This window comes from Pseudomonas sp. BF-B-15 (assembly GCF_019946675.1).
Taxonomy (GTDB): domain Bacteria; phylum Pseudomonadota; class Gammaproteobacteria; order Pseudomonadales; family Pseudomonadaceae; genus Aquipseudomonas; species Aquipseudomonas migulae.
The window spans coordinates 41,802-55,949 of record NZ_JAGYFZ010000013.1 but is presented as its reverse complement, the minus strand read 5'-3'; the positions used below and the strand labels follow the sequence as shown (position 1 = coordinate 55,949).

9 protein-coding genes are annotated in these 14,148 nt (G+C 60.5%); 4 read left to right on the top strand and 5 right to left on the bottom strand.

Going from position 1 to position 14,148, the window contains the following annotated elements; genetic code table 11:
• Positions 1–58: 58 nt before the first annotated feature.
• Entirely contained in the window at positions 59–1,249 is a 1,191-nt protein-coding gene (locus KGA97_RS06620) for a benzoate/H(+) symporter BenE family transporter (RefSeq protein WP_223480436.1), read from the bottom strand.
• A gap of 271 nt (positions 1,250–1,520) precedes the next feature.
• Between KGA97_RS06620 and KGA97_RS06615 the strand changes: the two genes are divergently transcribed.
• The gene (locus tag KGA97_RS06615; RefSeq protein WP_008027375.1) at positions 1,521–2,285 is read left to right on the top strand and encodes a GntR family transcriptional regulator; all 765 of its coding nucleotides are present in this window, start codon (positions 1,521–1,523) and stop codon (positions 2,283–2,285) included.
• 154 nt (positions 2,286–2,439) lie between these two features.
• Here the strand turns inward: KGA97_RS06615 and guaD are convergent, their stop codons facing one another.
• From guaD to xdhA, 4 genes are all read right to left on the bottom strand, one after another.
• Entirely contained in the window at positions 2,440–3,744 is a 1,305-nt protein-coding gene (guaD, locus tag KGA97_RS06610; RefSeq protein WP_008027372.1) for a guanine deaminase, read from the bottom strand.
• An 8-nt stretch (positions 3,745–3,752) separates the two neighbouring features.
• Positions 3,753–4,598: a xanthine dehydrogenase accessory protein XdhC gene (gene xdhC / locus KGA97_RS06605; RefSeq protein WP_008027370.1), complete on the bottom strand. Its 846-nt coding sequence runs from the start codon at positions 4,596–4,598 to the stop codon at positions 3,753–3,755.
• A gap of 144 nt (positions 4,599–4,742) precedes the next feature.
• Positions 4,743–7,142 (bottom strand): xanthine dehydrogenase molybdopterin binding subunit, encoded by a 2,400-nt coding sequence (gene xdhB, locus KGA97_RS06600; RefSeq protein ID WP_192416913.1) that lies wholly within the window; start codon positions 7,140–7,142, stop codon positions 4,743–4,745.
• Positions 7,135–8,589, bottom strand: a complete 1,455-nt coding sequence (gene xdhA, locus KGA97_RS06595; protein ID WP_223480435.1) for a xanthine dehydrogenase small subunit — start codon at positions 8,587–8,589, stop codon at positions 7,135–7,137. Before xdhA ends, xdhB begins: the two co-directional genes overlap by 8 nt.
• 266 nt (positions 8,590–8,855) lie before the next feature.
• Between xdhA and KGA97_RS06590 the strand changes: the two genes are divergently transcribed.
• From KGA97_RS06590 to zipA, 3 genes are all read left to right on the top strand, one after another.
• Positions 8,856–9,515 (top strand): GntR family transcriptional regulator, encoded by a 660-nt coding sequence (locus KGA97_RS06590; RefSeq protein WP_223480434.1) that lies wholly within the window; start codon positions 8,856–8,858, stop codon positions 9,513–9,515.
• A gap of 2 nt (positions 9,516–9,517) precedes the next feature.
• A complete protein-coding gene (gene smc / locus KGA97_RS06585; RefSeq protein WP_192416911.1) occupies positions 9,518–13,006 on the top strand; it encodes a chromosome segregation protein SMC in 3,489 nt (1,162 codons plus the stop codon).
• 258 nt (positions 13,007–13,264) lie between these two features.
• Entirely contained in the window at positions 13,265–14,119 is an 855-nt protein-coding gene (zipA, locus tag KGA97_RS06580; protein WP_008027358.1) for a cell division protein ZipA, read from the top strand.
• Positions 14,120–14,148: the final 29 nt, after the last annotated feature.

Genomic DNA, 14,148 nt, shown 5'->3' with positions numbered 1-14,148 from the left:
CTCCTACAAGGGCTTTGCGCTGTACCTGTAGGAGCGAGGCTTGCCCGCGAAGGGGCCCTCAGGCCTTGCGCCAATTCAGAATCACCAGCGTCAACACCCCCGCCACAATCCCCCAGAACGCCGAACCCACGGAAAACAGCGTCAACCCCGACGCCGTGACCATAAAGGTGATCAGCGCCGCTTCGCGTTCCTTCACTTCGGCCATCGCAATGCTCAAGCCATTGATGATCGAGCCGAATAACGCCAGCGCCGCAATCGACAGCACCAGTTCTTTGGGCAGCGCGGCAAACAGCGCCGCCAGCGTTGCGCCGAATACCCCGGCAATCCCGTAGAAAACCCCGCACCACACGGCGGCCGTGTAACGCTTGTTGCGGTCTTCGTGGGCATGCGGCCCGGTGCAGATCGCCGCGCTGATGGCGGCCAGGTTGATCCCGTGGGAACCGAACGGCGCCAGCAGCAGCGAGGCGATGCCCGTCGTAGTAATCAGCGGCGAGGCCGGCACGGTGTAGCCGTCGGCGCGCAGCACCGCAATGCCTGGCATGTTCTGCGAGGTCATCGCCACCACGAACAATGGAATGCCGATGCTGATGGTCGCGGCCAGGGAGAAGTGCGGCGTGGTCCAGACCGGCGTCGCCACTTCCAGGTGAAACGCGCTGAAATCCAGCAGCCCCATGAACCCTGACAGCGCTGTACCGATCAGCAGCGCAGCGAGTACCGCGTAGCGCGGCGACAGGCGCTTGACCACCAGGTAGGTGAAAAACATCCCCAGCACCAGCGCGGTGCGATGTTGGGCGGCGACGAAGATTTCGCTGCCGATCTTGAACAGAATCCCGGCCAGCAACGCGGCAGCCAATGAGGCAGGAATCTTCTTCACCAGGCGTTCGAAGCTGCCGGTCAAGCCACAGATGGTGACCAGCACCGCGCAGGTCATGTAGGCGCCAATGGCTTCGCCGTAACTCACACCGCCCAGGCTGGTGATCAGCAACGCCGCGCCGGGTGTCGACCACGCGATGGTGATCGGCGTGCGATAACGCAGGGACAGGCCAATCGAACACACCGCCATGCCAATGGAGATCGCCCAGATCCACGACGAAATCTGCCCGCTGCTCAGGCCTGCCGCTTGCCCGGCCTGGAACATCAACACCAGGGAGCTGGTGTAGCCGGTCATCATCGCGATGAACCCGGCGACGATGGCGGAAGGGGACGTGTCCGCCAATGGGCGGAGCTGCGTGTGCGTGGCGTCGTTCATGACAACGGTGTTCCTTAATACGTACGAAAATACCCAAAGCAACACAATCCCCAATGTAGGAGCGCATTGGGCTGCGGATTCTGCGGATAAGCCTAAACTCAAACGTAAGCAATCGTTGCGATACAGCAAAGGCGACAAACAGCCGTACAGTCGTGTTGCCACCATCCATTGTGTACAATCGCGGTGTTTTTTACGCGATACTTGCCAGCGACCCACTGTGCCGTATTACAGTCACGGTCAATTCGCCGCAGTTCTCCCGACTCGAGTGCCCATGAACGAACAGTTGCAACCCCTCAAGAAACAACCGCGAGCAGGCAAAGCCGGCCGCAGCGGTACCCAGGACGATATTGTCTACGCGCATATCTTCGAGGCCATCCTCGAACAGCGCCTGGCGCCCGGCACCAAGTTGAGCGAAGAAGCGCTGGGGGAAATTTTCGGGGTCAGTCGCACCATCATTCGCCGCGCGCTGTCGCGTCTGGCCCATGAAGGCGTCGTGCTGTTGCGGCCGAATCGCGGCGCCGTGGTTGCCAGCCCGAGTGTCGAGGAAGCGCGCCAGGTGTTCCTCGCCCGCCGTCTGGTCGAGCGTGCGATCACTGAACTGGCCGTGCAGCACGCCACCGCCGAGCAGATCGCCGAGTTGCGGCAGATGGTCAACGACGAGCGCGACAGCTTTTCCCGTGGCGATCGCGGTGCCGGCATTCGTCTGTCGGGCGAATTCCACCTGAAACTGGCCGAAGCAGCGAAGAATGCACCGCTGATCAGCTTCCAGCGCAGTCTGGTGTCCCAGACTTCGTTGATCATCGCCCAGTACGAAAGCGGCAACCGTTCGCACTGTTCCTATGACGAACACACCCAACTGATCGACGCGATCGAAGCGCGCAACGGTGAGCTGGCGGTGAACCTGATGATGCATCACATGGACCACATCGACAGCAAACTCAACCTTGACGAAGAAAGCGCGTCGGATGATTTGCACGCGGTGTTCTCGCATTTGTTGCAGACCAAGAAGCCAGGGCGTTCGCCGGCGAAAATCTGATAGACCGCGGCGCTGCCTTCGCGGGCAAGCCTCGCTCCTACGGGGTTTACGCTGTACCTGTAGGAGCGAGGCTTGCCCGCGAAGGCGACCTCAAGGCCAATAAAAATCCCCCGCAACCATCGATTGCGGGGGATTTTTTTATGCCCGAAAAACCTTATCGCTGATGCACCTGATTCCCCGCCGCATACGTCTGCAACACCGTCCGGTCATCCCCCAGCGTCATCAACACAAACAACGTCTCGGCAATGTTGTTCGCCTGCTTCAAGCGGTAGCTCAGCAACGGCGTGGCGTTGTAATCCAGCACCAGGAAGTCCGCGTCGGTGCCCGGTTGCAGTGTGCCGATCTTGTCTTCCAACCGCAGTGCCCGTGCGCCGCCCAGCGTCGCCAGGTACAACGATTTGAACGGGCTCAGTCTCGCACCTTGCAGTTGCATGACCTTGTACGCCTCGTTCAACGTTTGCAGCAGCGAGAAACTGGTGCCGCCACCCACATCGGTGCCGATGCCGACATTGAGTTTGTGCTTCTCGGCCATCGGCAGGTTGAACAGGCCGCTGCCGAGGAAAAAGTTCGAAGTCGGGCAGAACGAGATGGCCGAGCCGGTTTCCGCCAATCGCGCGCATTCGTCATCGCACAGGTGCACACCGTGGGCGAAGACCGAGCGCTCGCCGAGCAACTGGTAGTGATCGTAGACGTCCAGGTAGCCTTTGCGCTCCGGGAACAGCTCCTTGACCCACTCGATTTCCTTGAGGTTTTCGCTGATGTGGGTCTGCATGTACAGGTCCGGATATTCACTCAGCAACTGACCGGCGAGGGTCAGTTGTTCCGGGGTGCTGGTCGGGGCGAAACGCGGCGTGACGGCGTAGTGCAAGCGACCCTTGCCGTGCCAGCGCTCGATCAGCGCCTTGCTTTCGACGTAGCTGGATTCGGCGGTGTCGGTCAGGTAGTCCGGCGCGTTGCGGTCCATCATCACCTTGCCGGCGATCATCCGCAGGTCCAGCTGTTCAGCCGCTTCGAAGAACGAGTTCACCGATTGCGGGTGCACGCTGCCGAACACCAGCGCAGTGGTGGTGCCGTTGCGCAGCAGTTCCTTGATGAAAATGTCCGCGACTTCGTCGGCGTGAGTCTTGTCGGCGAACTGGCTTTCACACGGGAAGGTGTAGGTGTTGAGCCAGTCCAGCAACTGCTCGCCGTAGGCACCGACCATGCCGGTTTGCGGCAAATGGATGTGGGTGTCGATGAAACCGGGGGTGATCAGCGCGTCCTGATAATGAGTGATCTCGATATCGGCGGGCAGGGTTGGCAGCAATTCGCTGGCGTGACCGAGCGCGCTGATCTGGCCGTTATCGACCACCAGCAAACCGTCTTCGAAATACTCGTACGAGGCTTCGATCCCCACTTCAGCGGGGTCGGCGATGCTGTGCAGGATGGCGGCGCGGTAGGCTTTGCGAGTCAGAGGCATGGGCGTTCTCAATTAGAGGCTTGGCTGCGGCGTGAAGCAGGCAGCAATTTGGCAATCGACGATCCGGCGCTGGCGGTGTGCTGGCCGAAATTCGCGTTATAGGTGGCGATGATTTCGCCGGCGATGGAGATGGCGATTTCCACAGGCAATTTGCCTTTGACTTCGCCGATGCCCATCGGGCAGCGCATGCGTTGCAGCACGCTGCTGTCAAAACCACGGTCGCGCAGGCGATGTTCGAACTTCACCCGTTTGGTTTTCGAACCGATCAGGCCGAAATAGGCGAAGTCGTTGCGCTTGAGGATCGCAGCGGTGAGTTCAAGGTCGAGCTGATGATTGTGGGTCATGACGATGCAGTAGCTGCCGGCGGGCAGGTCGTCGATTTCATCCACCGGCTCTTCGGCGACGATTTTGCGTACGCCGTGGGGGATCTGTTCAGGGAATTCATCTTCCCGCGAATCGATCCAGCGCACCCGGCAGGGCAGGCTGGCGAGCAGCGGCACCAGTGCGCGACCGACATGGCCGGCGCCGAACACGGCGATCTGCGCCTGGACCTGGCCCATCGGTTCGAACAGCAACACGGTCACGCCGCCGCAGCACTGGCCGAGGCTGGCGCCGAGGCTGAAGCGCTCCAGGTGCGTGTCCTGCTTGCCACTGGCGAGCATTTCGCGGCCGATCTGCATGGCCTTGTATTCCAGATGCCCGCCACCGATGGTGTCGAAGGTCTGGCTGGCGCTGATGACCATTTTTGAACCGGCATTGCGCGGCGTCGAGCCGAGCTCTTCGATGATGGTCACCAACACGCAGGGTTCACCGCGGTTTTGCAGGTCGGCGAGGGCGTCGATCCAGTTGTACATGTTTCACCTCGACATCTGTGTTGTCTGTTCCGGCCTCTTCGCGGGCAAGCCTCGCTCCTACAGGTTTTGTGTCGTCCGCATAATCGCGATTCAACATCTGACCCGTAGGAGCGAGGCTTGCCCGCGAAGGGCGCGTCTCGGTTTCTAGAGCGAAGCCAACTCGGTTTCGGTTTCAACGGCCTTCGCCGCCTTCAACTGCCGCATCTGCTCACAGCCCCACAACACCCGCTCCGGCGTCGCCGGCGCATCGATTTTCGGTTGATGTTTGTAATCACCCAGACTCGCCACGGCGTCCTTGATCGCACACCACGACGCGATGCCGAGCATGAACGGCGGCTCGCCCACAGCCTTGGAATGGAACACCGTGTCTTCCGGGTTCTTGCGGTTTTCCACCAGCTTCACCCGCAGGTCCAGCGGCATGTCCGCCACCGCCGGAATCTTGTAGCTAGCCGGGCCGTTGGTCATCAGTTTGCCCTTTGCATTCCAGACCAGCTCTTCCATGGTCAGCCAGCCCATGCCCTGGATGAAACCGCCCTCGACCTGACCGATGTCGATGGCCGGGTTCAGCGAGGCGCCGACGTCGTGGAGAATGTCGGTGCGCAGCATTTTGTACTCGCCGGTCAGCGTATCGACGATCACTTCGCAGCACGCCGCGCCGAACGCGTAGTAGTAGAACGGCCGACCACGTGCCTGGCTGCGGTCGTAGAAGATTTTCGGGGTCTTGTAGAAACCGGTGCTCGACAGCGACACCTGAGCGAAATACGCCTGCTGAATCAGCGCTTCGAACGTCAGGATGTGATCGCGAACCCGTACGTGACCGTTGTGGAATTCCACGTCTTCTTCGCTGACCTTGTATTGCCGTGCGGCGAATTCCACCAAGCGTTTCTTGATGATTTCCGCCGCGTTTTGCGCAGCTTTGCCGTTCAAGTCAGCACCGCTGGAGGCGGCGGTCGGCGAGGTGTTCGGCACCTTGTCGGTGTTGGTCGCGGTGATCTGCACGCGGTCCATTTCCACCTGGAACACTTCGGCCACGACCTGCGCGACTTTGGTGTTCAAGCCCTGGCCCATTTCCGTGCCGCCATGGTTCAGGTGGATGCTGCCGTCGGTGTAGACGTGCACCAGCGCACCGGCCTGGTTGAGGAAACTGGCGGTGAAGGAAATACCGAATTTCACCGGGGTCAGCGCCAGGCCTTTTTTCAGGATCGGGCTGTTGGCGTTGTAGCGGCGAATCGCTTCGCGGCGCTCGGCGTACTGGCTGCTTTCTTCCAGTTCGGCGGTCATTTCCTCGAGCATGTTGTGCTCGACGGTCTGGTAGTAATGGGTGACGTTGCGTTCGGTCTTGCCGTAGTAGTTGGCCTTGCGCACCGCCAGCGGGTCGAGGGCCAGATGCCGGGCAATCGCGTCCATGACTTCTTCGATGGCGACCATGCCTTGCGGGCCGCCGAAGCCACGGTAAGCGGTGTTCGACGCGGTGTTGGTCTTGCAGCGGTGACCGTTGATGGTTGCATCGCCGAGGTAGTACGAGTTGTCGGCGTGGAACATCGCACGGTCGACAATCGAGTTCGACAGGTCCGGCGAGCAGCCGCAGTTACCCGCCAGTTCCAGCTGGATGCCGTGCAGGCGCCCGCTGTCGTCAAAGCCCACGTCGTACTCGACATAGAACGGGTGACGCTTGCCGGTCATCAGCATGTCTTCGACACGCGGCAAGCGCATTTTGGTTGGCTGGCCGGTCAGGTGCGCAATCACCGCGCACAGGCAGGCCGGGCTCGCTGCCTGGGTTTCCTTGCCACCAAAACCACCGCCCATGCGGCGCATGTCGACGACGATTTTGTTCATCGACACGTCCAGCACTTCCGCCACCAGTTTCTGTACTTCGGTGGGGTTTTGCGTGGAGCAGTAGACGATCATCCCGCCGTCTTCAGTGGGCATCACCGACGAGATCTGCGTTTCGAGGTAGAAGTGCTCCTGGCCGCCAATGTGCAGCGTGCCCTGGATACGATTTTTCGCTGTCGTCAACGCGCCCGCTGAATCACCACGTTCATGGGTGTGACTGTCCAGCACGAAATGCTTCTTGCGAAAGGCCTCGACCACGTCCAGCACCGGTTCCAGGTCTTCGTATTCGATCACTGCGGCCATGGCGGCTTTGCGTGCGGTCTCCAAGTCACGAGCGGCAACGGCCAGTACCACCTGACCGACGAACTGCACGGTGTCGATGGCCAGCAACGGGTCACCGGGCATCAGCGGGCCGATGTCTTTCAGCCCCGGCACGTCTTCGTGGGTGATGGCGATGCGCACGCCTTCGAAGGCGTAGCAAGGCTTGGTGTCGATGCTGATGATTTTAGCGTGGGCGCGGTCCGACAGCCGTGCGTAAACGTGCAGCTGGTTCGGAAACTCCAGGCGGTCGTCGATGTACTGCGCTTCACCGGACACGTGCTTGGCAGCGCTGTCGTGCTTGACGCTGCGGCCGACGCCGGTGGTCAGGTCCTTGGCGAACAGTTCAGCCAGTTCGGCTTGGGTCTTCTCTACAGCGTGATGATTAGACATAAGCGGTCACCCGAGTCTCGATGTGCGGCGTTTGCAGTTCAATGAAGTATTTGCGCAGCAGGTTTTGTGCACTGAGCAGGCGGTATTCCTTGCTGGCGCGGAAGTCCGAGAGCGGCGTGAAATCTTCGGCCAGTGCGGCGCAGGCGCGTTCGACGGTGGCGTTGTTGAACGGTGAACTGAGTAACACGGCTTCGCAGTTGGCGGCGCGTTTGGGGATGGCAGCCATGCCACCGAAGGCAACGCGTGCGTCGGCGATCACACCGTTTTCCAGGCGGATGTTGAAGGCGGCGCAAACGGCGGAAATGTCATCGTCCAGACGCTTGGAAACCTTGTACGCACGGAACAGTTGTTCGGCGCTGGCACGCGGCACGATGATCTTCTCGATGAACTCGCTTTCCTGACGCGCCGTGACGCGGTAATCGATGAAGTAATCTTCCAGAGCCAGGGTGCGGCGGGTTTCGCCCTTGCACAGCACAATCTGCGCGCCCAAGGCGATCAGCAGCGGTGGAGAGTCACCGATCGGCGAGGCGTTGCCAATGTTGCCGCCGAGGGTGCCCTGGTTGCGGATCTGCAATGAAGCGAAGCGATGCAGCAATTCGCCGAAGTCCGGGTACTCGGCGTTCAAGGCTTCATAGCAATCGGAGAGGGCGGTGGCGGCGCCGATTTCCAGGCGATCGTCAAAGCGTTCGATGCGCTTCATTTCGGCGACGTTGCCGACGTAAATCATCACCGGCAGCGTGCGGTGGAACTGCGTGACTTCCAGCGCCAGGTCCGTGCCGCCGGCCAGCAGCCGGGCCTGTGGATAAGCGTCGTAGAGGTCGGCCAGATCGGCGACGGTCAGCGGCACCAGGCAGCGCTTGTCGCCGCTGTTGAGTTCGCCGATATCGGTCGGCGCGATGGCCTTCAGACGTGCAATGGTCTCGGCTTCGCGAGCGTCGAATTGATCGGGTTGCTTGCCGCAGCAGGATTGCTCGGCAGCTTGCAGAATCGGCCGATAGCCGGTGCAGCGGCAGAGGTTGCCGGCCAGTGCTTCGTGCGCTTTATGTGAGTCCGGTTGTTCGCTGTTCTTTTGCAGCGCGAACAGCGACATCACGAAACCGGGGGTGCAGAAGCCGCATTGCGAGCCGTGGCACTCGACCATGGCTTTCTGCACGCTGTGCAGTTCGCCTTGGTGCTTGAGGTCTTCGACGCTGATCAGTTGTTTGCCATGCAGCGACGAAACGAACGTCAGGCACGAGTTGAGGCTGCGATAGCGAATGTGTTCGCGGCCATCGTCATCCGTTTGCAACTCGCCGACCACCACGGTGCAGGCGCCGCAGTCACCGCTGGCGCAACCTTCTTTGGTGCCGGGTTTGCCCACATGGTCGCGCAGATAATTGAGCACGGTCAGGTTTGGGTCCAGGGCGTGCTCACTACGGAGTTCCTGGTTAAGTAAAAACTGGATCACGGAAGGCCTCGCAGACTCATTATTGTTGTTAACCGACTTGGACCGAATTTATCAGGTCTGACTTTGCGGTCAATGATTTTCTGACTTAAAGGTCAGGAAATAGCATTTTGTCGATCAACGACTCGTTCCTTCATTATTGACCCTTGCGGGTTAGCCTGCTTTTTGCGGGATTCGTGCCAAAAACCGCCGAGTGGGCACTCCGCCATGACCCCTCATGTGCGCTACACTGCGCCGCTTGTACAGATCGAAGAATTTGAAGGACACCCATGACGTTCAAGGCGCCGGACAGCCTCGCCGAGCAAATTGCTCACCACCTCGCCGAACGCATCATTCGTGGCGAAATGAAGCCCGGGGAGCGCATCCAGGAACAGAAGGTCACGCTGGCCCTCAATGTCAGCCGCGGTTCGGTCCGCGAAGCCTTGCTGATCCTCGAGCGTCGCCACCTGATCGCGATCCTGCCGCGACGCGGCGCGCATGTGACCGAACTCACCGTGCACAAGGTGCAGAGCCTGTGCGCGCTGATGGGCGAGATGTACATCCTGCTCGCCAATGCCGTGGCCACTGGCTGGCAAGTCCAGGCCGACCTGGCGCCGTTCGTGCAGATCCAGCAGCGCCTGACCGCGAGCTACGAGCGCCAGGACATCCACGCCTTCGTCGACGACAGTTTCAATGTGATGCGCGCCACGTACGGGTTTGCCAACAACCCGTACTTGCAGGAAACCGTCGAGAATCTGCAACCGGCCATGAGCCGTGCGTACTTCCTCGCCCTGGAGCAGCGCAAGGCCTCGATGAGCGAGTATCTGGAACTGTTCGAACGCTTGCTCGCGGCCGTGATCGCCCGTGACCATGCGCTGATTCGCACCGTGCTGACCGCGTATTGCCAGCGCAGTTGCGATCTGGTGATTTCTGCCCTGACGGACGCTTAAGCGTGCGGCTCAAGTGCATCAAGCTGGCGGGGTTCAAATCCTTCGTCGATCCGACCACGGTGAACTTCCCCAGTAACATGGCGGCGGTGGTCGGGCCCAATGGCTGCGGCAAATCGAACATCATCGACGCCGTGCGCTGGGTGATGGGCGAGAGCTCGGCCAAAAACTTGCGCGGCGAGTCGATGACCGATGTCATCTTCAACGGTTCGACCAGCCGTAAACCGGTGAGCCAGGCCAGCATCGAGCTGGTGTTCGACAACACCGACGGCACGCTGCTTGGCGAATACGCCGCCTATGCGGAAATTTCCATTCGCCGCAAAGTCACCCGCGACAGCCAGACCACTTATTACCTCAACGGCACCAAGTGCCGTCGCCGCGATATCACCGACATCTTCCTCGGTACCGGCCTGGGTCCACGCAGCTACTCGATCATCGAGCAGGGGATGATCTCCAAGCTGATCGAGTCCAAGCCCGAAGACTTGCGCAACTTCATTGAAGAAGCGGCGGGCATCTCCAAGTACAAGGAGCGCCGGCGCGAGACCGAAAACCGCATTCGTCGTACCCATGAAAACCTGGAGCGCCTGACGGACCTGCGCGAAGAGCTGACGCGTCAGCTTGAACGCCTGCACCGCCAGGCGGAAGCGGCCAAGAAGTATCAGGAATACAAGGGCGAGGAGCGTCAACTCAAGGCCCAACTGTCGGCCCTGCGCTGGCAAGCCTTGAACGAACAGGTCGGCCAGCGCGAAGCGATCATTGGCACCCAGGAAGTCACGTTCGAAGCGCTGGTGGCCGAGCAACGCAACGCCGACGCGAGCATCGAACGCTTTCGCGACGGGCACCATGACCTGTCGGAGCGCTTCAATCTGGTGCAGGGGCGTTTCTATTCGGTCGGTGGCGACATCGCCCGGGTCGAGCAGAGCATCCAGCACGGTCAGCAGCGCTTGCGTCAGCTGCAGGATGATCTGAAAGAAGCCGAGCGCGCGCGTCTGGAAACCGAATCTCACCTGGGTCACGACCGCACGTTGCTGCTGACCCTCGGCGAAGAGCTGGACATGCTCACGCCGGAGCAGGAAGTCACCAGCGCCGCCGCCGAAGAAGCCGCCGCCGCGCTGGAAGAATCCGAAACCACCATGCACGGCTGGCAGGAGCAGTGGGACACGTTCAACCTGACCGCCGCCGAACCGCGTCGCCAGTCCGAAGTCCAGCAGTCGCGCATCCAGCAGCTGGAAACCAGCATGGAGCGTTTGGCTGATCGCCAGAAGCGTCTCGGCGAAGAACGCGCCTTGCTTTCGGCGGACCCGGAAGACGCGGCGATCATGGAGCTCAGCGAGCAGTTGGCCGCTTCCGAGGCCACGCTCGAAGACTTGCAGGCCAGCGAAGAAGCGCAGGTCGAGCGACTCGAGCAACTGCGTCAGGAATTGCAGCAAGCGTTGTCGGCGCAGCAACAGGCGCAGGGCGATTTGCAGCGTCTCAACGGGCGTCTCGCCTCGCTTGAAGCCTTGCAGCAAGCCGCGCTCGATCCGGGCACCGGCACCGCGGAATGGTTGCGCGAGCAACACCTGGCGGACCGTCCACGCCTGGCCGAAGGCCTCAAGGTTGAAGCCGGTTGGGAGCTGGCGGTGGAAACCGTGCTCGGTGCCGATCTGCAAGCGGTGCTGGTGGACGATTTCGGCGGTTTCGACCTGGCCGGTTTTGCCCAGGGTGATTTGCGATTGCTCAGCCCCGCCAGCGATGGCGTGCGCGTGCCCGGCAGCTTGCTCGACAAGGTCGAGGCGCAGATCGATCTGTCGCCGTGGCTGGGGCAAGTCAAGCCGGTTGAAAACCTCGAACAGGCCTTGGCAATGCGCAGTCAGTTGAGCGCCGGTCAGAGCCTGATCAGCCGTGATGGTTACTGGGTCGGCCGGCACTTTTTACGGGTGCGCCGCGCCAGCGAGGCGGAAAGTGGCGTGCTGGCTCGCGGTCAGGAAATCCAGCGTCTGAGCAGCGAACGCGAAGAGCGCGAGGCCACGGTCGAAACCCTCGAAACCCAACTTCAGAATCTGCGGGCGCAGCAGCGTCAGCAGGAAAACGGTCGCGAACATTTGCGCCGTTTGCTGCAGGACGAAGCGCGTCAGCAAGGTGAATTGAAAGCCCAGTTGTCCGCCGGCAAAGCCAAGGTCGAGCAACTGACCTTGCGCCGTACGCGGCTCGATGAAGAGCTCACCGAACTGGCCGAGCAGCGCGCGCTGGAACACGAAAACATCGGCGAAGCACGTCTGCAATTGCAGGAAGCTCTCGACGCCATGGCGTTGGACACCGAGCAGCGTGAGCTGCTGCTGGCCCAGCGCGACAGCCTGCGCGAGCGCCTTGACCGCGTGCGTCAGGAAGCCCGGCAGCACAAGGATCACGCGCATCAATTGGCGGTGCGCCTGGGTTCGCTCAAGGCGCAACACGACTCGACGCGTCAGGCGCTGGAGCGGCTGGAAATGCAGTCCGAGCGTCTCACCGAAAAACGCGAACAGCTCAGCCTCAATCTGGAGGAGGGCGAGGCGCCGCTGGAAGAGCTGCGCCTGAAGCTCGAAGAGTTGCTCGACAAGCGCATGACCGTCGATGAAGAACTCAAGACCGCACAGATTGCCCTCGAAGACGCCGACCGCGAATTGCGTGACGCCGAAAAACGCCGCCATCAGGCGGAGCAGCAATCGCAGTTGATTCGTGGCCAGATGGAAACCCAGCGCATGGAATGGCAAGCCCTGACCGTGCGCCGCAAGACCCTGGAAGATCAGTTGCTGGAAGACGGTTACGACCTGCACGGCGTACTCGCCACGCTGACCACCGAAGCCAGCGAGAAGGACGCCGAAGAAGAACTCGAACGCATTGCCGCACGCATTCAGCGCCTCGGCGCGATCAACCTCGCGGCCATCGACGAATATCAGCAACAATCCGAGCGTAAACGTTATCTGGATGCGCAGAACGACGATCTGGTCGAAGCGCTGGACACCCTCGAGAACGTGATTCGCAAGATCGACAAGGAAACCCGCAACCGCTTCAAGGATACCTTTGATCAGATCAATGGCGGTTTACAGGCGCTTTTCCCAAAAGTTTTCGGTGGAGGGCGCGCGTATTTGGAACTGACGGGCGAAGATCTACTCGATACAGGGGTGACGATCATGGCGCAGCCGCCCGGAAAGAAGAACAGCACCATCCATTTGCTCTCCGGTGGCGAAAAAGCCCTGACCGCATTGGCCCTGGTTTTTGCGATCTTCAAGTTGAATCCGGCGCCGTTCTGCATGCTCGATGAAGTTGACGCGCCGCTGGATGACGCTAACGTTGGACGCTACGCCCGGCTGGTGAAAGAGATGTCGCAGACGGTGCAGTTCATCTATATCACCCACAACAAGATCGCCATGGAAATGGCCGATCAATTGATGGGGGTGACGATGCACGAACCGGGTTGCTCGCGTCTGGTGGCAGTGGATGTCGAGGAGGCGATGGCGATGGTGGATGCCTGAGTCGGCGTCTGTAGGGTGAGTATTTTTTGTCCGTAGGACTTATTTACCTTCCTTGACTTGCTGGCCAATCGACATATTCGCGCAAGCCATTGTGACAGACGGTGTAAAGTTGCCTTTGGTCGTGCTAGTTTAATGTCAATTTTTCGTATACGTGGGCAAAACGCCTGTCAGAACATAGAGTTGGCGCCACGTTTTAAAGCGGTTTACGAGTTGTAAACCCCTTATTTTTCAGCATTTTTTATAGAGGCACGGGATTACATGGAAATCGGTCTGCGCGAGTGGCTGATCGTCATCGGCATTATTGTCATTGCCGGTATTCTTTTCGATGGCTGGCGCCGTATGCGCGGCGGCAAGGGAAAACTGAAGTTCCGTCTTGATCGAAGTCTGTCCAATTTGCCGGACGAGGACACCAGCGCCGAGCTGTTGGGCCCGCCGCGCGTTTTGGATACCCACAAAGAACCGCAACTGGACGAGCACGATCTGCCGTCGGTGAGCATGCCTGCCCGTGAGCCCCGTGAGTCGGGTTCCAAGCGCGGCAAGCGTGGCCATGGCGAGCCGTCGCAAGGCGACATGAACCTCAGCCTGGACCTGGACGGCGGCCCGAGCTTCAGCAGTCGTGACGACGATTTCCCGGTTGATGCCAAGTCTTCGCCTTCGGTCAGCGACAAAGAACAACCGCAAGCCGAAGAGGTGCTGGTGATCAGCGTGATCTGCCGCGACGCCGCTGGCTTCAAAGGCCCGGCGCTGTTGCAGAACATTCTGGAAAGCGGCTTGCGCTTCGGCGAGATGGACATTTTCCACCGCCACGAAAGCATGGCTGGCAACGGCGAAGTCCTGTTCTCCATGGCCAATGCGGTCAAGCCGGGCGTCTTCGATCTGGACGACATCGACCACTTCAGCACACCGGCCGTGAGCTTCTTCCTTGGCCTGCCAGGCCCGCGTCATCCGAAGCAGGCCTTCGACGTGATGGTGGCTGCGGCGCGCAAACTGTCCCAGGAGCTGAACGGCGAACTGAAAGACGACCAGCGCAGCGTACTGACCGCGCAGACGATCGAGCATTACCGTCAGCGCATCGTCGAATTCGAACGCCGCGCCCTGACCCAGAAGCGCTGATATTGGCAATGTGCGGGCGTTCATGACGC

Excerpts from the sequence above, each read along its gene's own strand:
- KGA97_RS06620 (WP_223480436.1), bottom strand. The coding sequence starts at position 1,249 with ATGAACGACGCCACGCACACGCAGCTCCGCCCATTGGCGGACACGTCC.
- KGA97_RS06615 (WP_008027375.1), top strand. The coding sequence starts at position 1,521 with ATGAACGAACAGTTGCAACCCCTCAAGAAACAACCGCGAGCAGGCAAA.
- guaD (WP_008027372.1), bottom strand. The coding sequence starts at position 3,744 with ATGCCTCTGACTCGCAAAGCCTACCGCGCCGCCATCCTGCACAGCATC.
- xdhC (WP_008027370.1), bottom strand. The coding sequence starts at position 4,598 with ATGTACAACTGGATCGACGCCCTCGCCGACCTGCAAAACCGCGGTGAA.
- xdhB (WP_192416913.1), bottom strand. The coding sequence starts at position 7,142 with ATGTCTAATCATCACGCTGTAGAGAAGACCCAAGCCGAACTGGCTGAA.
- KGA97_RS06590 (WP_223480434.1), top strand. The coding sequence starts at position 8,856 with ATGACGTTCAAGGCGCCGGACAGCCTCGCCGAGCAAATTGCTCACCAC.
- zipA (WP_008027358.1), top strand. The coding sequence starts at position 13,265 with ATGGAAATCGGTCTGCGCGAGTGGCTGATCGTCATCGGCATTATTGTC.